The organism is Pontibacillus sp. ALD_SL1 (genome assembly GCF_017355605.1).
The window spans coordinates 591,713-605,910 of record NZ_CP062975.1 but is presented as its reverse complement, the minus strand read 5'-3'; the positions used below and the strand labels follow the sequence as shown (position 1 = coordinate 605,910).

Genomic DNA, 14,198 nt, shown 5'->3' with positions numbered 1-14,198 from the left:
ATCCTCCCCTTTGCAAGATGTTCGCTTCTCTTTTCGTATTATAGGTTTATTTTACCATGCCAATGGGTTCATAGTTGAATGAACTGCATTGCTGGACTATGGAAACGAGCCTCCAACTCTAGATTATGTCATCCAAACGAACAAAAAAAATCCACACCAAAAGATTAGATGGAACCTCGATGACGTTCTGCGGCGAAGAGCTTGATGATCGTTAAAATAAAAGGGTTAGCGCAGGGATATCCATATTTGCATCAAGGTCATACGCTTTATTCCCTCCTTTATGCAAAACCGTTAACAGCAACCTTTCTTCAGTTCCCTTAGCATCCCCTTACTGGATACCGAAATTTCTACTATTATTGGCGAATTACAAAAAAGAGATGTTTTTTTAGGGGCATGTGCTACAATACGTAAAATCGAGAGAAGAGGTGGATCCTAATGTCGTTTTTACCAAACTACATTACCGTTAAAGATGAGAAGACTGTTTTACGAGACGAGGTTTCGTCTTTTTTAAAGAGGAATATGTCCTACGAAAGAATTGGAGCCACAAGCGCTAAAGCCACCATAGACAAAGAAACACTATTCTTACAGTTCGGCACATTAAAAGATTACGAATACGAAGTCTTCTTAGATTCCATGTTTTATGATCAACATGACTTTTTTGCCATCGAGCCAATGTATGATACATTTCGAGAAAACTTGCCTTCTATTGAAGAACAGAATGCCAATATCATGGAAGATATCGTAACCATTGAAGTGAACGATTTCCAACTTCAACTCACATTAAACACCCGTATGATCCGCGAAACCCAAAACGCGTAATCTTTTTTCACATAAAAACCCCTCTTCTCATTGGAGTGAAGAGGGGTTTTTCTACGGAACTTAAACTTACCACGTCATCCAGCCATATGTTTTGTATTCTCTGGTGGTTGGGACGTGATCCAATGTTTTCATTTTTCGGCGAAATCGTCTGTTCAAGTGTTTTCGAAGTTTTGTCTCTTCGTGTTGATGGTGGTACTGCCATCCTCTCCTTTTCCTTCTGTAATCCTTACGCTTTTCATCACGCGGATCTTTCAGGAGGCGCGGATTCGGATGAGACGTCCACAAGACACGGAGATCCCTTGAAATCGTCAAAATTTTCGTTTCCTGAGACTGGTATTTCGATTTGTATTGCTCCAGCACCTCTTGATAATGCTGTTCTTCTTCCCATGACCTCATCATCTCAAGACAATCAGGGCACTGAACAGGATCAAACAAAAACTTTCCATCTTCCCTATACATATGGCATCCCTGTACAAACGCTCATGATTTACCCATTGCGGGCAGAGCCGCTTGTACTTAGAACACCCCGTAAGACTTCATCATGAAAGTCCCCTCCATTTCGTTTTTTCGTATAAGACTAGTTTAGCATATTCTTATAAAACCCTTCTAATAATGGGTTCAACAAAAAACTGGCTCTGATCCATTCCCACCATTACCCGTTCTACTCCCCTCGTCTTCTCCATAATCTAGTAAAGAACAGAAGAAGAATGGCTTTTATAAGAAGCCTGGACCATCATAATAAACCGAAAAGAGGAACATAACACATGAAACAATTTAATGAAATTCACCAGGGAACGAGACAGGAAATAATCAGTCTAATAAACGAAAGAGCGCTAAACAGAAAGGATCTATTTTCTCTCGATCAATTACCGTCTATGGATAAAGAATTGCAGGGAAAAATGGACGCGGATACGTTTATGTCGCTCGGCATCAAGCTCGGTGAAATCGTTATAGAAATCTTCGGAAAAGGAAATTGGGTCTACCACAACGATGGTTTCCCGTACGTCTTTATTCCGATCGAAAGCGAAAACCACGGAGCTCACTTTTATGCGTATGATTATATTTCAACCCTCTCGGAGAACCCAGAAATCCCTCTGGAGGATACGATAAAACCGTTCCATCATCTCGTTTCCAACGCCGAAGTTTTGCCTTTCCTGCAAGAGAATACGGACTACGAAATCCCTGACTATAACGGAACCATTCGCAAAATTGATTTGTAATATCAACTTCCCCCCTCCCTTTCTAAGGTGAGGGGGTTTGTCATTATGAAATATATGCGCTTTTTTACTCCCTCTCTCCATATCGATTTATAATAAGAACACTAAACATTAAAGGAGAGATTTGGATGAACATAATCGCATGGGCTGCAATGACTGAGCTGGAAGACGGGATCACGAAAACCAAAATCAAAGAGTTGTTAAGTCATGTTCCGCCGAGAACAGAAATTATCCCGTTCAATCTTGATGAGTCTGGCCTGCTCCAGGCCAATACGCTGGCTCATGGATTCTGTCACAACGATCACTACGATGATTTCGGAATGATCGCGAAGAAAATGGCGGAAATATGCAACGATATGGAAAAGGAACGAGAAGACAATCTTTACCCGATTGACGAAGAAAACGGATTCCTATTGATCTATTAAAAGCGCCCTCCAGGGTGCTTTTTTCTTTTCTGGAATATAGGGATCACTGACATTCATAGGATGTAGAGAAGAAACGAGAAAGGATGATCATAATGAAGCTTTATAAAATCTCCAACTATTTACATGGCGTAAGTCCAGCTCCAATCGAATCGTTCCTCGCAGCACGTTCCCTTGAAGAGGCGTGGAGTCTCTATTCGGAAAGGGAACGAGAGGACATTGAATTTTACACTTTTGGCAACGCGAAACTCGAAGAAGTCCCGAAAATGCACGTGAAAGATTTCGATGAAACACTCGGCAAAGACATTCAGACGTTTGTTATTCGGAACAAGTTCGGGACTGTTCGAATTGAAGAGTTTGAACTGCCTGGTCACAAAATTTCGGTTGAACAAAGCGCGTAGAGGTGATTCCTATGAAAAAGATTCAGAAAACGTTCGAGGTTGGCGATCGGGTGGTTCACAAGAAAAAAGGATACGGAACCGTAACGAGAGCCACATATAACACGATTGATTTCACGACATGGACCTGCGTGAAGTATGATGACTATCTCGGGCAAACCTTCTCGCTATGCGGGGAAACAGAAGAGTTAACATTGGTGATGGATTAAAACTTACCCATCATGTAAAGTGATACTGGATCATGAAAGACTCCTTAAAGGGAGTCTTTTTCTCTACTTTATTCTCCTGTCCCTGATTGAGCTATCTTGCCCCTTGCCCTAACTCATTTCGTATCTTTCGTTATATAAAACGTATATCCCGTTTCTCCGCCGCAATACGGGCAATCTAAGGTGAATGTGTTTATATGGTCTTTCGAGTCATAACATGCATCTGGTGGTTCGACTGTAAACGTGGTTCCACAATCACAATCAAATTGTATTTTAGGTATATTCACTATTTAATCCACCCTTCTTCATTTTTATATTAGTCTATAAGAGAGAAACAAGGTCATCAACCCCAATTTCACTTTCGTATAGAGCACCCCTTTTTATCTCCTCTCTCACGAAATTCATATAAACTATTAAAAAGAGGAAAGGATGATCCCAATGAACAAAACTTCATCACTCGCCTGGGTACAAAATTTATAAAGAACAACCTGGTAAAACCGTTTCGAAAAAAGGTGGTCGATGCTTATATCATCGGCAGCGTGGCCAGAGGTACGGCTACTGACGCATCTGATCTTGATATCGCCATCATCATCGAACCCTTGAAAACAAAAATCTTCTCTGAAAATAACAGAAGACTATCACAGCGCATTCACGTCCGACACCTTAAAACCCCGTTGAGAGGATCGGATTGTTGATTTCCAATTCTATTACTCTGGAGACAAAGAATTAAACGGTTATGAGAAAATACAACTCCGTTAAGGATGGAAATTTGAAAGGAGATGACCTTATGACACATACGTTTGAGGATGTTCGAAAAGAAATTGAAAACACCGATAGTGACTGGATCGTCGTGTTTGTGGATGAATACGAAGGATCATACGAAGCGAAGGTCGATGTATACCTGAGGGGCACATTCAGTGCTACCACCTTCACCCTTTTTGTGGATTCCAGTCAGAAAACGGTGTATGAAGAAGCACGAGAAACCTTCGCCCTCTTAAAAACCTTTCACCCGAACGTTTCAACCTACAAGACCGCCCAGCAGTATGTCCAAGCTGTTTTATAACAAAAGAAGACCACCTCGGGAGGTGGTCTTTATCTTTCCTGCATTTTTCTTCTGAATAACGATGCTTTTCAGTAATAATGTCATCAAAAAACCACCCTTTTATAGGTGATTGTTATAGGAAAATTCTCTTCAGAACAGGCTTTTGAGTCGTAAGGGGTGTTTCTTTACTATGGGCGAGATAGGAGCTGACAAATCCATGCAAAAAACCTTGTCATCCCGAACCTCCTACCTCTTTATTATCTTATGAACAAATAAATAAGAATAGAACTTTTGAAAAAATCTGCTCCGAGAAAAAGAGACAATCAATCCGATTTGAACATTCTTTCTGATAAAGATATTACCATTCAAGCTATGGTGATAAATGTTGAAAGTGGCGTCTTTATTAATCCCAGATTTTATCCTTTTCAGGAATACTCCCCTCTAACGAGTATAGCAGACAATCCCTCTTGATCTTCGCCACCACCCTAAGCCTGAAGAAACCAAAAGATTTATAGCTGCACACGAAAAAACCTGGTCATATCATATGATCCAGGTTTTTGAAATGATTCTTAGCTAAGGCAGATCATGCCTGATTACGTCTTCGATTTCTTCTTCATCAAACCCGTACTGATCGGCTACATTGAGCACAATTTCTTCTCCGTTATTCTCAAGCAGACGAATCTCTTTTCGCAAGATTTTCAGATCCGTGATGCCCATAAACTCCATCAATGCCTTTGTGATTGCTTCTTTATTTTTCATCTTTTTCATTCCCCTCTCTTTTGTTCCGACGGTCCTTGAAGAGCTTTCAGGATCCGCGTGACTTCCTCATCGGTGTCATGCTTATTCGGCGCGTCTTTCAGGTTTTCCATCCACGTTTCATACGCCTCTTCTCCGTAATAAGCCAAGTAATACCCGACCACTTCTTCTGCTGTCATAGGATAGCTATACGGATCCTCCTCTCCTTCATGTTCCACCGCTTCCTTAAGATAGGCATTATGGATTTCCAGATACTCCTCAGGTGTTTTAACCATCCATCATCATCCTTTCTGTTTTCCTTCTTCTCCATAGTATAGATGATTTTCAGACGTTCCTGGATAAATAGCCAGGAATATTTTTCCTTACGTGCAAGAACAATCATTCTTTTCGGGCCGTTTTCAACATAAGTTAAAAGACAAGGTACAATAAGAATATAAAAACGAGAGAGGAAGATGATCACATGCTCGCACCCCACCATTTTTCAAAAGGCAAAAACAAAACGCAGGACTACTATGTTTTTCATAATGAAGCTACAAGAGAAAAAGTCCATATTATTCGGAACAACTGGGAGACCCATTGGTTTGGGATGTATGACAAGAAAGGAGATACATTCTTCGTCGTTCCCGTTTACACGGATCCTGACCATGATGTTATGCTAGAACGCGTTTGCGAATGGTACAACAACGGAAAAGGAAAGCCTGAGTATCCAGATCCTCCAGAAGCAAACCCAAAACATGTTTCCCCAAGCCTTTTGGAAATTGAAAATATGTTTGGTGAGTTCAACCCAAACAGCGCCAAACGTCTCCAGGCCTACCTTGACGATCCTTCTGTGGAGCGCTGGGACGATATCCATTCGATTCTCATCGACGGACGCAAAACGGTATGGAACGCCATGCTCGAGCTTGATTCCACGTTCCCGCGAACAGGAAGAGCGAGAGATATTACAGGCAGAATCGCCGAAGAGTGGGAAAGGATTCCAGAACCCCTGGAAGTCCTTCGCGCCATCAAAAGAATACGACCATAAGCCTATAAACCAGAGTCCTTTTGACTCTGGTTTTTTTAAGGAACAACCACTCACGCTCAATAGGTAAAAACAATTAGGATAACCTGCGCCTTTTGGACAAAAGGATTTTCGCTTGCCTTTCTACGATCGAAGATACTCGGTACGTCCCCCACCAGCAGTTCGTCTCATCAGCTAACCCAGCCACTTCAGCAATTTATGACAACTCCTCATCACTCATTTCCTTTAATCTAGAATAAAACATCTTCATCAATCTCTAGATTCATTTCAAACAATTCCGCTTCCTGCTTACTAATCATATAATCATACTGAATGTCCCCTGGTTCACTGTCAGATTGAATTCCTTTGTGACATTCCTGAATCACATGATACTGTTGAGCAATTAATTCTGTTCGATGCGGGTATTTCTTTTTCGTTTTCTCGTGAATCCATTCGATCTTCCGAACATCCGTAATCACCATCATACTCCTTCACCCTTCCCCTCATTTTCATTAACCTTTGCTTCGTTCCCAGCCCTTTGATGCATCCATTTCTCGCTGTACCATTTCGCACCAAAATAGCCGCTGATATAGGCTATAAGCAATGTGAATATCGCTTCAAAAGACAGCAGCGTATAGCCGTAATACAGACGATGGAGCAGAATGAAACTAAGAGATGCCCATCCTCCAATCTCGAATCCCTCATTTCGATAAAAGTGACGCGCGATCGCCCCACCGACAAAAGCGAGGAACAAATAGTTCCCGATCATCAGAAGCATGTTATCACCCCGATACGAGATCAAACGAACTTCCACATAAATGATCACTTCCATGATCACATACTGCAAAACGAGCGCGATTGCGAGCGTTGGGAGTGTATCAAATGCCTGTTTCTTCAAAATCGTCCATCTCCTTTCTACCTACCTTCATTATACACGCCTACCGAACCGCGTTTATAACATTCCCAGATCTTTATGCCTCCTATCGGACCACCTGACAATCCCTCCTGCACGATAAAAAAAGAGCCCACGTGGGTGTGTCCACGTGGTGCTCTTTTCGTTCATCCCTACCCTGCTTTCAATGGCGCAAGGAGATGATTGTTTCACTTACTCCTTTTATAATGCAAAAAATTCCCCCATTTGTAAAGGCATATTTCCCCTTAATTCCTGCGGATCCGCATCCCATGTCCCTATGATACAATTCTTGATAAGGAGGTGGCACGAAACCATGAATGGAAAACAACTAAAAGAGGTAAGAAGCTTAATCGGTTGGAATCAGGAGAGGTTGTCAGCCGAGCTTCCTTGCTCAAGAGAAAGCCTATCGAAATATGAAAACAACGTCCATCCCTTACCTCCTGAAATTAAAGAGATGATTCTAGACGTCCTGGATTACAAAGGAATCCCTTATAAAGAACAAGAGCCCACACCGTAAGGAGAGCGAAAGCGTCAAAAAGAGACACCCATACGTATACGGTGATGCCTCCTTTCTGGACGATGAAATAAGCGTAATAACAAAACCGTCATCACCTGCTTCTTCATGCTTTATAATGGAGAAAAAGGGGTGATGCGATGTCAGGGACATCGTTCAATAAAATCATACAAAACTCGGTCTTTTGTTACAGCAAAGAGGAAGGCCAGGGGTTTGTTCCAAAAGATTCTTGCCCGTGTTACAGGAGGGGGATCCAGGATTGCGAAGCGAAGAAGGATCAGGAGCGGTACCACGAACGCTTCAAAGAAGTCGCTTCCACTATCCCCGATCTATCTAACCCTCCTACACGACAGCAATGGAAGTGGATTGTGGATGAGCTTTCGCCTGAGTTCCAACACTCTGCCTGGTTTCAGAACAACGTCGGGGTGAACCGATAAGGGAGGCCTGTTACACAAAAATGCGTGCTTAACCTCTTAAGCACGCATTTTTTCAATCCCATTCAAAGGTTTTTAAGCTGTCCTCAACAGGCCAGTCTCTGTCCACACACAACCAATCACATCCAAGATCCTGTGCGGTTTTGATGAGATCACCCAATTCGTCGGGCAACACTCCTCTTTCTTTAGCCGAAAGATTTCCCGTATAAATAAACCATCCGTATTCCGCTTTCGGAAAGAGAACGATCTCTTCAGGTTCCCTGTTTAAATAAGCTGCTGTTGTTTCTCTGATATGTAACGTTGATACGGTCATCATTCTAGAAATCTCCACTTTACATCACCCCTTCCTTCAACCTCCCGTCTACTATATCGAACGGGTGATGAAAGGGTCAACGCATATCCCCTCCAATTGAATGTCAACCACGTATAATCGAACCCACCCTTCTGACTTTCGTCAGTATTAAGGATTCTTTCCTTTTTTCCTTAATGACCATCCTGAGGTGATGGTTTTGCATAAGAAAAGCAATTCGTCCAAAAGCAGAAGTGGAAACAGGTTAAATCAAATTGTAGAAGAGGCGCTTACTGGTTTAAAAGAAAAGGGGACGATCCAAGATTACATAAAAGAACCCCGTTATGCCCATAAGGGGTACAGCTACCCGCAATACCGACCCGACTTTGTAATCTTTAAGAAAGATGAAACGGTTTTTGTAGACAATACGACGACGATTCGAAGTGACCGAGTCAAACAAAAACAGTTTGATGCGTTCGGTGTTAAACACGCTTTGTCCCATAGCGGTAAAGCAATCACCTATTACATCGCCATTCCTGACCTCTGTCATTTGGGCACAGAGAAAACGAACGAGAAAGAAATCTCTCATTACGAGAGAGAAAAGAAGAAAATCAGCGAGAAACACATCTTTTCCTTTATCGATGACATCCTCCCGTTCTCTCAGCTGATCGAATCATTATCGAAAACATCCGTAGCTGAAGACGTGGAACAAAGTCTGTTTCTGAAAGAAACGTTAATTCAGGCGAAGAAAGAAATAAAGGAAGGGAAAGGATATACCTCAGACGAAATGAGGAAATTCATACAGAAGCGTGATAGTTGAAAAAAGAGCGTCCGCAACGGAGGCTCTTTATTTGTAATTTTCTCTTATTGGCACTCCCGCCATAAATTCTGGTTCTGAAAGCGCGGGTAACCCGTTATCTCATCCCCGATCCAATTCGGTTTCTTAAACGCATTAGCCGCTTCCTCATCAGGGAATTCGATCTCAACTGTCACAAAATCAAATTTTTGATACAAATCAATTTCAGCCGTGTACGAGTTCCCATTTGAATGGAAATTTAGTACCTTTCTCTTTTTGATAAGCGGAAAGGATGAAGAAGAAACGCGCAGCTGCTCATAGGTTTCGTTCGTGATTTTCGTTTCTAACTCCTCGCGCACGAGGCCAGCCCCTTTCTTAATGGTCAAGGTATGGGTCTCAGCTTCATCCGAAATCTTCTTACGTATCCGAATCTCTTCGTCCCCGATCGCGAGATACGTTTGATGAATGATGGTTTCTTTCATAACCCCGTTTGGAACGCGTTTCACCAGAAACTTTCGCTCAATTTCTTTGTTCATTAGAATCTTCCTTCCTGTTGCCAGTATTAATACTAGTATGACATGGAATTTCTAATATATGAGATACTATTACATATTTTTCCTTCTGTTTACGAGAAATCTAGCTTTCCTTTTCCCTGCTCTTCCATCTCCGAGGTATACTAGTAAAAACCTTAGGAGGTCTACCTTGATGAAAAAACTAGCCTGCACGATTCTTCTCCTTTCCCTTGTCACCCTTGCCGCTTGTTCGAATGCTGTGCTAGGAGGTCCAAGCGAGATAACCTTCTCAAACTCCTACGAGAACTTTGATCATCAAAACACAAAGAGGGTTTTTTCAACAAATGAGGACATCGCCATGAATATGGACTTCGGCGGGAAAGTCAACACCACCAGCGTAGGCATCCTTGTATTACAAGGTAAAGATGAGGAAATATACGACTCGTTCGACATGGATACCGACCCCTCGTGGCCAGCCATGATAGCCGAGCTGTACTGGAGTGGCGAACTTGACCCTGGTTTATATACGGTGAAAGCGATTCTCCATGATCAGGATATTGTGTCAGTAGGGAAATTCAAAGTGGAATAAACGACAACACAAACTTTAAGCAAGTGCCGATTGGCGCTTGTTTTTTTCACTTTTTTTCCACTAGTCCTCTCTAGGTCTCCTATAATAGAAAGGAAGAGTACCAGAAAGGAGCATGATGATGAAAGTTCAAATCATAAGCGAAGCTACCAACGCGAGAAAGAATTTGTTCCAAGCAGAAGTATTGGAAGGAGATCATAAGGGAAGCGAACTCCCTCTTTGGTTAGGAGCATCTAACGAGGAATGGGAAGGTGACATCCCGAAGGTCGGAACAATTCTTGAAGCATCCGTGGTGCTGAATGATGAAATCGGAGAACCCTACGCGCAGTACCATAGTGATGAAGGCATGATGTGGATCAGACGAGACAAGGATCTGTGGACCAAGAAGAACAAAGATTCTTACGATGGCATTTGGTTGCATGAAACACAACCTCAATTTAATAATGAAAAGAAAATGTACTGGCTGCAACATTTCAAAGGGTTACCAGCAGAAAACGTCGACGAAGCAGTAAGCATCATGATCGAAGAGGATGATCGCCTGATCCATGACTTTGAATCGATGCATGAACTGATCACCTTTTTGAAAAGCAAATTCGGACTCGTTTATTAGAAACGAAACGTTTATCAGATTTCTGCTCATAAATGAACAAGACCAAAATCAGAAAGGATGACATGTATGAACGAAGCAGCGCTTCTTTCTCTGATGCCAACAAGAACGATTGACGAGGAAAGGATCGAAAAGACTATCGAGGAACAGGAGTCCCTGATCCAACAAGGAAACAACTTCCTTGCCATGATGTCAATGAATCGCTACTTGCGTAAACAGTTAAACGTCTTCACGCTTAGCGAACGCCTAACTCTCTTCTCTCTCCTTCACGGGGAAGGGTTATCGTACGAGGCAAACCCTCTCGTTTTCACGGAATTGACCGTCGATGCCTTCACACCTCTTCTTGGTGACGTCTTCGGCCTGAAAAACATTTACGCACTCGACAATCTCTATATCGAAAACCTGCTGAAAGGCACTGACATCTTAAACACCGAAGTAGCCATCGATGACGATGAAGCTGTAACGCTCTCAGAATTGCTCCCCATGTTCGTCTTCCAGGGTGAGGGCATGAGTATGGGTGACGCCGCTCCTCTTCACCACATGTTTACCGTAAAGAAAGCGTTACTCGGTACACATCTCGCATCAGTAAATGTAGCATCTCTTGAAGAAGGGAAAACCGACATCTATGACATTTCAGTTCTTTTGTAAACAGACAGGATGCGAAAAATGGGATAAATGAATAATGGAGGTAGTGAAATGAAAATAAAAACTATTACCCATATAGAAGTTGTAGAGTTGCCTTATGGTATACGGAATTTCTATGCAGATGTAAAAACGGACGACGGGGTATACGGATTTGATACGAGGGTTTATGGCAGTGGTGAATTACAGTTAATAGGGTTGGATCATTTTAAGCAGAATGAAGCAGGAGTGTTTGAATCTTTCACGATACACGAAGATGACACCGAGGCTATTGAGAAGCAACTAGCAGCGTGTTTGGACCACGTAATAACGGACAGTCAAAAGAATTCATAAACCGCTCACCACAGCGGTTTTTTTATTCGCATTTCTTTAGCCAAATAATACGGCGTTATCTTGCACGGGCAAAACGCTGATAACGGTTAAAAATGCAAAAAAAGTTTATCGCAGGTGCAGATTAAGTTAAATAAGAAATATCAAGTCGATGAGAAGCGACTTGATATTTCTTATTTTCGCAATCCATGATATTTCTCGTATTCGCGAATCTGGCTGGAACTTAAACAAGGTTTGATCAATTTGAATTCGTATAGCTTCAATTCCATCATGAGTCCTTTAAGTGTTTTCCCCTTATTTTTTCCTTTTTTGATTTTCCTGTTTAAGTTAGCAGGATAAAAATATTTCATTTTATCTTCTAAACCTATTTTTTTTAGATTTCTAGCAATATTAACTAAGTGTTGAATCGAAAAACCTTTGTATTCTTCGAAATAACTTAGGTAGCGATAATACCACTCTACATCAAGCAACTTCTTGTCTTTAAGAACTTTTAAAGTTGCACTAATTTCAACTTTTTTCTTTTCGAGACCAGCTCGATTTTCTCGGTCTTGTATTAGGTCTTGGATATTTTTTATATCATTATCAGTAGTTTCTGCTAAAAAGTGTTCTATACAAGTAGAACCTACTTTTATGATGTTTTTATTATATTTATTTTCTATATGATGCTCGTATCTTATTCCGTTACCATTTTCGTTTTTACCATAACCACACAATCCACATATACCAGAAGCGCTAAATAAATCATCAACTACTTCAATATCCTTCCATTCTTTTAATAACTCATAAGTATTCTCACCTTTATAAAAAGAGTAAGGTTTAATATAAGGGTCAACCTTGTCGTAGAATTCATTTGTCATATACTTCCACTTCCAGCATACGTATTTTACCAAAAACCGTTTAAAAGTCATTTAAAAACGTATGAGACTTTTTAAAATAATCGCTTCAAGATCTTATTTGCATTAAGAAGAAGAGTGTGGCTCTTCTTCTTAATGCCTCACCTTCTTCCAAACGTATCGACAACGTTTTCATCATGTCACTCAGACTGATAGAAATTGGTTCTAACAATATCGCTTTATCCTCTTCGCCATCTCTTTTCCATTATTCAATTGGACTAAAGCGTAAACCCCACCTGTATATTTCCTAACTAACTATTAACCACCCCCTAAAACTTGTATAGATTCTCATATTTATATATAAATCATAAAAGGGGTGTTGCAATTGTATAAAGATGTTAAAAAATACACAAAAACAGCAAAAAAACTCGCTGTCATAGGATACGATGCTGTCTATATAAAAGAAGAATTAATAAATACTGGATGTGATGAATCCCTAGCAGAACAATTATCATCTTTTGCTGAAGACTCCAAACTACGCAAAAAAGAACAATCCAAATTTTCTCTAACCGCGGGTTTTATCCTTTTGCTTTTTTTTGGAGGATTCGCAACCTTTGCTGCACTTGAGGGCGGCGGAAGAATTCCAATATTGCTATTTGTAGCCATTGCATTAGGTATAGTCTTTTTGTATCACGGTTTGAGAATTCGTTATTCATCACAGGAATATGTATCAATATCGAAATGGCAAATTTTTTTAGTTACGATCATCGTTATTATAGGATTCCTATTGCTTTCTAATTTCCTTCACCATGAAAACAATAGTGATATCTCCACGTACAACAAAATCACAAAAAGCTTGTATTCAGAGGAAACAAACAACGCTTTTGACTCCATGGATCGATTTGACGAGACTCTCTGGCATGTAATCGAGAACCCAAACCCGAAATCCTTTGAAGAATTATTCATTATTAAAGACAATTATTTGGAGTTGTACAATCCCTCTATGGATAAAATAAATACCATCAAAAATGTAATGGATCCTACTTTTCATGATGAAACGTTTGGAAACCTAACCGATCAAGAGATCCAGATCGTTAAAAGCGTATTAAGGGAATTTAATTTGTCCATGTCAGCTCTAGACAAATTCCAAATTTCACAAAACGACGATGATTGAAATCGCTTCTTGTATTATTATGACAACTACATTGAATTAAGAGAGGAATTAGATAATCATAATTCAGTATTTTACTTATATTTGAAAGATAACAATATGCTTTAAATTTCGTTAAGTTGTTTAATAGTGTTAATACCAAAACAGTTGCGTCGAATTATGCATCCTATACTTGATTACGAGGAATAGGCCATACCTTATGATGAACATTACTTAACCGTAAATTAAACAACCCACTATTAAAAGCGGACGAAAACCGAAATGAGCGCAAGTAAACATAACTTGTAATGATTATTGTCCCCCTGGCTAACCCTCATACACTATCCACCTCAGGCATATCCTGATAACAACAAAAGAACTATGAGAAAGGGATGACATTATGATACGTTCACTAATCAAGAAAAACTCATGGCGCCTATTAAAACTCTTGCCTACCAACGCATTAGAAGAGGTTTGCGGCGAGAGCCAAAACGAGCTTATGTTCAGGGAATGGGATGAAATTGCCCGATCCCTTCAACCTCGAATTGCCGTCTTAGCCGACGCTAGAGGATTGAGTTTAACGGAAGAAGCGCAAACGGCAATAGCAAGAAACACGGCTATTGGTGGAGCTAATTTTGAATCCGACGACGAAGTACTTTTAAAGGAATTGGCAGAGATAAGTTAGAAGGCGAATAAAAAAAGAGTTTCATACAAAAAGTGCGGGATTCCGCT

Annotated in this window: 26 protein-coding genes; 17 read left to right on the top strand and 9 right to left on the bottom strand. The window is 40.7% G+C overall.

Translation table 11 applies throughout. From position 1 onward, the window contains the following. The first annotated feature begins 435 nt into the window (after window positions 1-435). Window positions 436-819, top strand: coding sequence for a hypothetical protein (locus tag IMZ31_RS22380; RefSeq protein ID WP_207530662.1), 384 nt, complete (start codon window positions 436-438; stop codon window positions 817-819). A 66-nt stretch (window positions 820-885) separates the two neighbouring features. On the opposite strand, the gene IMZ31_RS22375 is transcribed toward IMZ31_RS22380, so the two are convergent. Then, entirely contained in the window at window positions 886-1,278 is a 393-nt protein-coding gene (locus tag IMZ31_RS22375; RefSeq protein ID WP_207530661.1) for a hypothetical protein, read from the bottom strand. 305 nt (window positions 1,279-1,583) lie between these two features. On the opposite strand from IMZ31_RS22375, the gene IMZ31_RS22370 reads away from it, so the two are divergent. The 4 genes from IMZ31_RS22370 (at window position 1,584) to IMZ31_RS22355 (ending at window position 3,065) form a co-directional block, all read left to right on the top strand. Further along, the gene (locus IMZ31_RS22370; RefSeq protein WP_207530660.1) at window positions 1,584-2,039 is read left to right on the top strand and encodes a hypothetical protein; all 456 of its coding nucleotides are present in this window, start codon (window positions 1,584-1,586) and stop codon (window positions 2,037-2,039) included. A 125-nt stretch (window positions 2,040-2,164) separates the two neighbouring features. Continuing rightward, the gene (locus IMZ31_RS22365) at window positions 2,165-2,461 is read left to right on the top strand and encodes a hypothetical protein (protein WP_207530659.1); all 297 of its coding nucleotides are present in this window, start codon (window positions 2,165-2,167) and stop codon (window positions 2,459-2,461) included. Between the two features lie 92 nt (window positions 2,462-2,553). Next, a complete protein-coding gene (locus IMZ31_RS22360; RefSeq protein ID WP_207530658.1) occupies window positions 2,554-2,859 on the top strand; it encodes a hypothetical protein in 306 nt (101 codons plus the stop codon). A gap of 11 nt (window positions 2,860-2,870) precedes the next feature. Then, entirely contained in the window at window positions 2,871-3,065 is a 195-nt protein-coding gene (locus IMZ31_RS22355; protein ID WP_207530657.1) for a hypothetical protein, read from the top strand. A 113-nt stretch (window positions 3,066-3,178) separates the two neighbouring features. Here the strand turns inward: IMZ31_RS22355 and IMZ31_RS22350 are convergent, their stop codons facing one another. After that, window positions 3,179-3,349 (bottom strand): hypothetical protein, encoded by a 171-nt coding sequence (locus IMZ31_RS22350; protein ID WP_207530656.1) that lies wholly within the window; start codon window positions 3,347-3,349, stop codon window positions 3,179-3,181. Between the two features lie 225 nt (window positions 3,350-3,574). Between IMZ31_RS22350 and IMZ31_RS24805 the strand changes: the two genes are divergently transcribed. Then, window positions 3,575-3,757 carry a nucleotidyltransferase domain-containing protein gene (locus IMZ31_RS24805; RefSeq protein WP_371825512.1) on the top strand — a complete coding sequence of 61 codons (183 nt, stop codon included), beginning with the start codon at window positions 3,575-3,577 and terminating at the stop codon, window positions 3,755-3,757. Window positions 3,758-3,849: 92 nt separating this feature from the next. Then, window positions 3,850-4,125, top strand: coding sequence for a hypothetical protein (locus IMZ31_RS22340; protein WP_207530654.1), 276 nt, complete (start codon window positions 3,850-3,852; stop codon window positions 4,123-4,125). Window positions 4,126-4,677: 552 nt separating this feature from the next. On the opposite strand, the gene IMZ31_RS22335 is transcribed toward IMZ31_RS22340, so the two are convergent. Both IMZ31_RS22335 and IMZ31_RS22330 read right to left on the bottom strand, forming a co-directional pair. After that, entirely contained in the window at window positions 4,678-4,863 is a 186-nt protein-coding gene (locus tag IMZ31_RS22335; protein WP_207530653.1) for a hypothetical protein, read from the bottom strand. A 5-nt stretch (window positions 4,864-4,868) separates the two neighbouring features. Then, window positions 4,869-5,135 (bottom strand): hypothetical protein, encoded by a 267-nt coding sequence (locus tag IMZ31_RS22330; protein WP_207530652.1) that lies wholly within the window; start codon window positions 5,133-5,135, stop codon window positions 4,869-4,871. Between the two features lie 185 nt (window positions 5,136-5,320). Between IMZ31_RS22330 and IMZ31_RS22325 the strand changes: the two genes are divergently transcribed. Continuing rightward, entirely contained in the window at window positions 5,321-5,884 is a 564-nt protein-coding gene (locus tag IMZ31_RS22325; RefSeq protein ID WP_207530651.1) for a hypothetical protein, read from the top strand. Window positions 5,885-6,111: 227 nt separating this feature from the next. Here the strand turns inward: IMZ31_RS22325 and IMZ31_RS22320 are convergent, their stop codons facing one another. Together IMZ31_RS22320 and IMZ31_RS22315 are read right to left on the bottom strand one after the other, a co-directional pair. Continuing rightward, window positions 6,112-6,345, bottom strand: coding sequence for a hypothetical protein (locus tag IMZ31_RS22320; RefSeq protein ID WP_207530650.1), 234 nt, complete (start codon window positions 6,343-6,345; stop codon window positions 6,112-6,114). After that, on the bottom strand, window positions 6,342-6,758 hold the full coding sequence (locus tag IMZ31_RS22315) for a hypothetical protein (protein ID WP_207530649.1): 417 nt from the start codon (window positions 6,756-6,758) through the stop codon (window positions 6,342-6,344). Before IMZ31_RS22315 ends, IMZ31_RS22320 begins: the two co-directional genes overlap by 4 nt. Window positions 6,759-7,086: 328 nt before the next feature. On the opposite strand from IMZ31_RS22315, the gene IMZ31_RS22310 reads away from it, so the two are divergent. Next, window positions 7,087-7,290 (top strand): helix-turn-helix domain-containing protein, encoded by a 204-nt coding sequence (locus tag IMZ31_RS22310; RefSeq protein ID WP_207530648.1) that lies wholly within the window; start codon window positions 7,087-7,089, stop codon window positions 7,288-7,290. A 137-nt stretch (window positions 7,291-7,427) separates the two neighbouring features. Further along, the gene (locus IMZ31_RS22305) at window positions 7,428-7,724 is read left to right on the top strand and encodes a hypothetical protein (protein ID WP_207530647.1); all 297 of its coding nucleotides are present in this window, start codon (window positions 7,428-7,430) and stop codon (window positions 7,722-7,724) included. Between the two features lie 52 nt (window positions 7,725-7,776). On the opposite strand, the gene IMZ31_RS22300 is transcribed toward IMZ31_RS22305, so the two are convergent. Next, the gene (locus IMZ31_RS22300) at window positions 7,777-8,037 is read right to left on the bottom strand and encodes a DUF5983 family protein (RefSeq protein ID WP_207530646.1); all 261 of its coding nucleotides are present in this window, start codon (window positions 8,035-8,037) and stop codon (window positions 7,777-7,779) included. A gap of 193 nt (window positions 8,038-8,230) precedes the next feature. On the opposite strand from IMZ31_RS22300, the gene IMZ31_RS22295 reads away from it, so the two are divergent. Then, window positions 8,231-8,830 carry a hypothetical protein gene (locus tag IMZ31_RS22295; RefSeq protein WP_207530645.1) on the top strand — a complete coding sequence of 200 codons (600 nt, stop codon included), beginning with the start codon at window positions 8,231-8,233 and terminating at the stop codon, window positions 8,828-8,830. A 44-nt stretch (window positions 8,831-8,874) separates the two neighbouring features. On the opposite strand, the gene IMZ31_RS22290 is transcribed toward IMZ31_RS22295, so the two are convergent. Then, window positions 8,875-9,342 carry a CYTH domain-containing protein gene (locus tag IMZ31_RS22290; RefSeq protein WP_207530644.1) on the bottom strand — a complete coding sequence of 156 codons (468 nt, stop codon included), beginning with the start codon at window positions 9,340-9,342 and terminating at the stop codon, window positions 8,875-8,877. 169 nt (window positions 9,343-9,511) lie between these two features. On the opposite strand from IMZ31_RS22290, the gene IMZ31_RS22285 reads away from it, so the two are divergent. The 4 genes from IMZ31_RS22285 to IMZ31_RS22270 all read left to right on the top strand — a co-directional run bounded on the left by IMZ31_RS22285 (window position 9,512) and on the right by IMZ31_RS22270 (window position 11,486). Continuing rightward, on the top strand, window positions 9,512-9,907 hold the full coding sequence (locus IMZ31_RS22285) for a hypothetical protein (RefSeq protein ID WP_207530643.1): 396 nt from the start codon (window positions 9,512-9,514) through the stop codon (window positions 9,905-9,907). Between the two features lie 118 nt (window positions 9,908-10,025). Next, window positions 10,026-10,514, top strand: a complete 489-nt coding sequence (locus tag IMZ31_RS22280) for a hypothetical protein (protein WP_207530642.1) — start codon at window positions 10,026-10,028, stop codon at window positions 10,512-10,514. Between the two features lie 66 nt (window positions 10,515-10,580). Next, window positions 10,581-11,159, top strand: coding sequence for a hypothetical protein (locus tag IMZ31_RS22275; protein ID WP_207530641.1), 579 nt, complete (start codon window positions 10,581-10,583; stop codon window positions 11,157-11,159). Window positions 11,160-11,207: 48 nt separating this feature from the next. Then, window positions 11,208-11,486, top strand: a complete 279-nt coding sequence (locus IMZ31_RS22270; RefSeq protein ID WP_207530640.1) for a hypothetical protein — start codon at window positions 11,208-11,210, stop codon at window positions 11,484-11,486. Between the two features lie 170 nt (window positions 11,487-11,656). Here the strand turns inward: IMZ31_RS22270 and IMZ31_RS22265 are convergent, their stop codons facing one another. Then, window positions 11,657-12,340: a hypothetical protein gene (locus IMZ31_RS22265; protein ID WP_207530639.1), complete on the bottom strand. Its 684-nt coding sequence runs from the start codon at window positions 12,338-12,340 to the stop codon at window positions 11,657-11,659. 361 nt (window positions 12,341-12,701) lie between these two features. Between IMZ31_RS22265 and IMZ31_RS22260 the strand changes: the two genes are divergently transcribed. Together IMZ31_RS22260 and IMZ31_RS22255 are read left to right on the top strand one after the other, a co-directional pair. After that, on the top strand, window positions 12,702-13,490 hold the full coding sequence (locus tag IMZ31_RS22260; RefSeq protein WP_207530638.1) for a DUF1097 domain-containing protein: 789 nt from the start codon (window positions 12,702-12,704) through the stop codon (window positions 13,488-13,490). 376 nt (window positions 13,491-13,866) lie between these two features. Then, window positions 13,867-14,151 (top strand): hypothetical protein, encoded by a 285-nt coding sequence (locus IMZ31_RS22255; protein WP_207530637.1) that lies wholly within the window; start codon window positions 13,867-13,869, stop codon window positions 14,149-14,151. The last annotated feature ends 47 nt before the right edge of the window (window positions 14,152-14,198 follow it).

Coding starts and splice junctions, on each gene's coding strand:
- IMZ31_RS22380 (WP_207530662.1), top strand. CDS start 436: ATGTCGTTTTTACCAAACTACATTACCGTTAAAGATGAGAAGACTGTT.
- IMZ31_RS22375 (WP_207530661.1), bottom strand. CDS start 1,278: ATGTATAGGGAAGATGGAAAGTTTTTGTTTGATCCTGTTCAGTGCCCT.
- IMZ31_RS22370 (WP_207530660.1), top strand. CDS start 1,584: ATGAAACAATTTAATGAAATTCACCAGGGAACGAGACAGGAAATAATC.
- IMZ31_RS22365 (WP_207530659.1), top strand. CDS start 2,165: ATGAACATAATCGCATGGGCTGCAATGACTGAGCTGGAAGACGGGATC.
- IMZ31_RS22360 (WP_207530658.1), top strand. CDS start 2,554: ATGAAGCTTTATAAAATCTCCAACTATTTACATGGCGTAAGTCCAGCT.
- IMZ31_RS22355 (WP_207530657.1), top strand. CDS start 2,871: ATGAAAAAGATTCAGAAAACGTTCGAGGTTGGCGATCGGGTGGTTCAC.
- IMZ31_RS22340 (WP_207530654.1), top strand. CDS start 3,850: ATGACACATACGTTTGAGGATGTTCGAAAAGAAATTGAAAACACCGAT.
- IMZ31_RS22335 (WP_207530653.1), bottom strand. CDS start 4,863: ATGAAAAATAAAGAAGCAATCACAAAGGCATTGATGGAGTTTATGGGC.
- IMZ31_RS22330 (WP_207530652.1), bottom strand. CDS start 5,135: ATGGTTAAAACACCTGAGGAGTATCTGGAAATCCATAATGCCTATCTT.
- IMZ31_RS22325 (WP_207530651.1), top strand. CDS start 5,321: ATGCTCGCACCCCACCATTTTTCAAAAGGCAAAAACAAAACGCAGGAC.
- IMZ31_RS22320 (WP_207530650.1), bottom strand. CDS start 6,345: ATGATGGTGATTACGGATGTTCGGAAGATCGAATGGATTCACGAGAAA.
- IMZ31_RS22310 (WP_207530648.1), top strand. CDS start 7,087: ATGAATGGAAAACAACTAAAAGAGGTAAGAAGCTTAATCGGTTGGAAT.
- IMZ31_RS22305 (WP_207530647.1), top strand. CDS start 7,428: ATGTCAGGGACATCGTTCAATAAAATCATACAAAACTCGGTCTTTTGT.
- IMZ31_RS22300 (WP_207530646.1), bottom strand. CDS start 8,037: ATGATGACCGTATCAACGTTACATATCAGAGAAACAACAGCAGCTTAT.
- IMZ31_RS22290 (WP_207530644.1), bottom strand. CDS start 9,342: ATGAACAAAGAAATTGAGCGAAAGTTTCTGGTGAAACGCGTTCCAAAC.
- IMZ31_RS22285 (WP_207530643.1), top strand. CDS start 9,512: ATGAAAAAACTAGCCTGCACGATTCTTCTCCTTTCCCTTGTCACCCTT.
- IMZ31_RS22280 (WP_207530642.1), top strand. CDS start 10,026: ATGAAAGTTCAAATCATAAGCGAAGCTACCAACGCGAGAAAGAATTTG.
- IMZ31_RS22275 (WP_207530641.1), top strand. CDS start 10,581: ATGAACGAAGCAGCGCTTCTTTCTCTGATGCCAACAAGAACGATTGAC.
- IMZ31_RS22270 (WP_207530640.1), top strand. CDS start 11,208: ATGAAAATAAAAACTATTACCCATATAGAAGTTGTAGAGTTGCCTTAT.
- IMZ31_RS22265 (WP_207530639.1), bottom strand. CDS start 12,340: ATGACAAATGAATTCTACGACAAGGTTGACCCTTATATTAAACCTTAC.
- IMZ31_RS22255 (WP_207530637.1), top strand. CDS start 13,867: ATGATACGTTCACTAATCAAGAAAAACTCATGGCGCCTATTAAAACTC.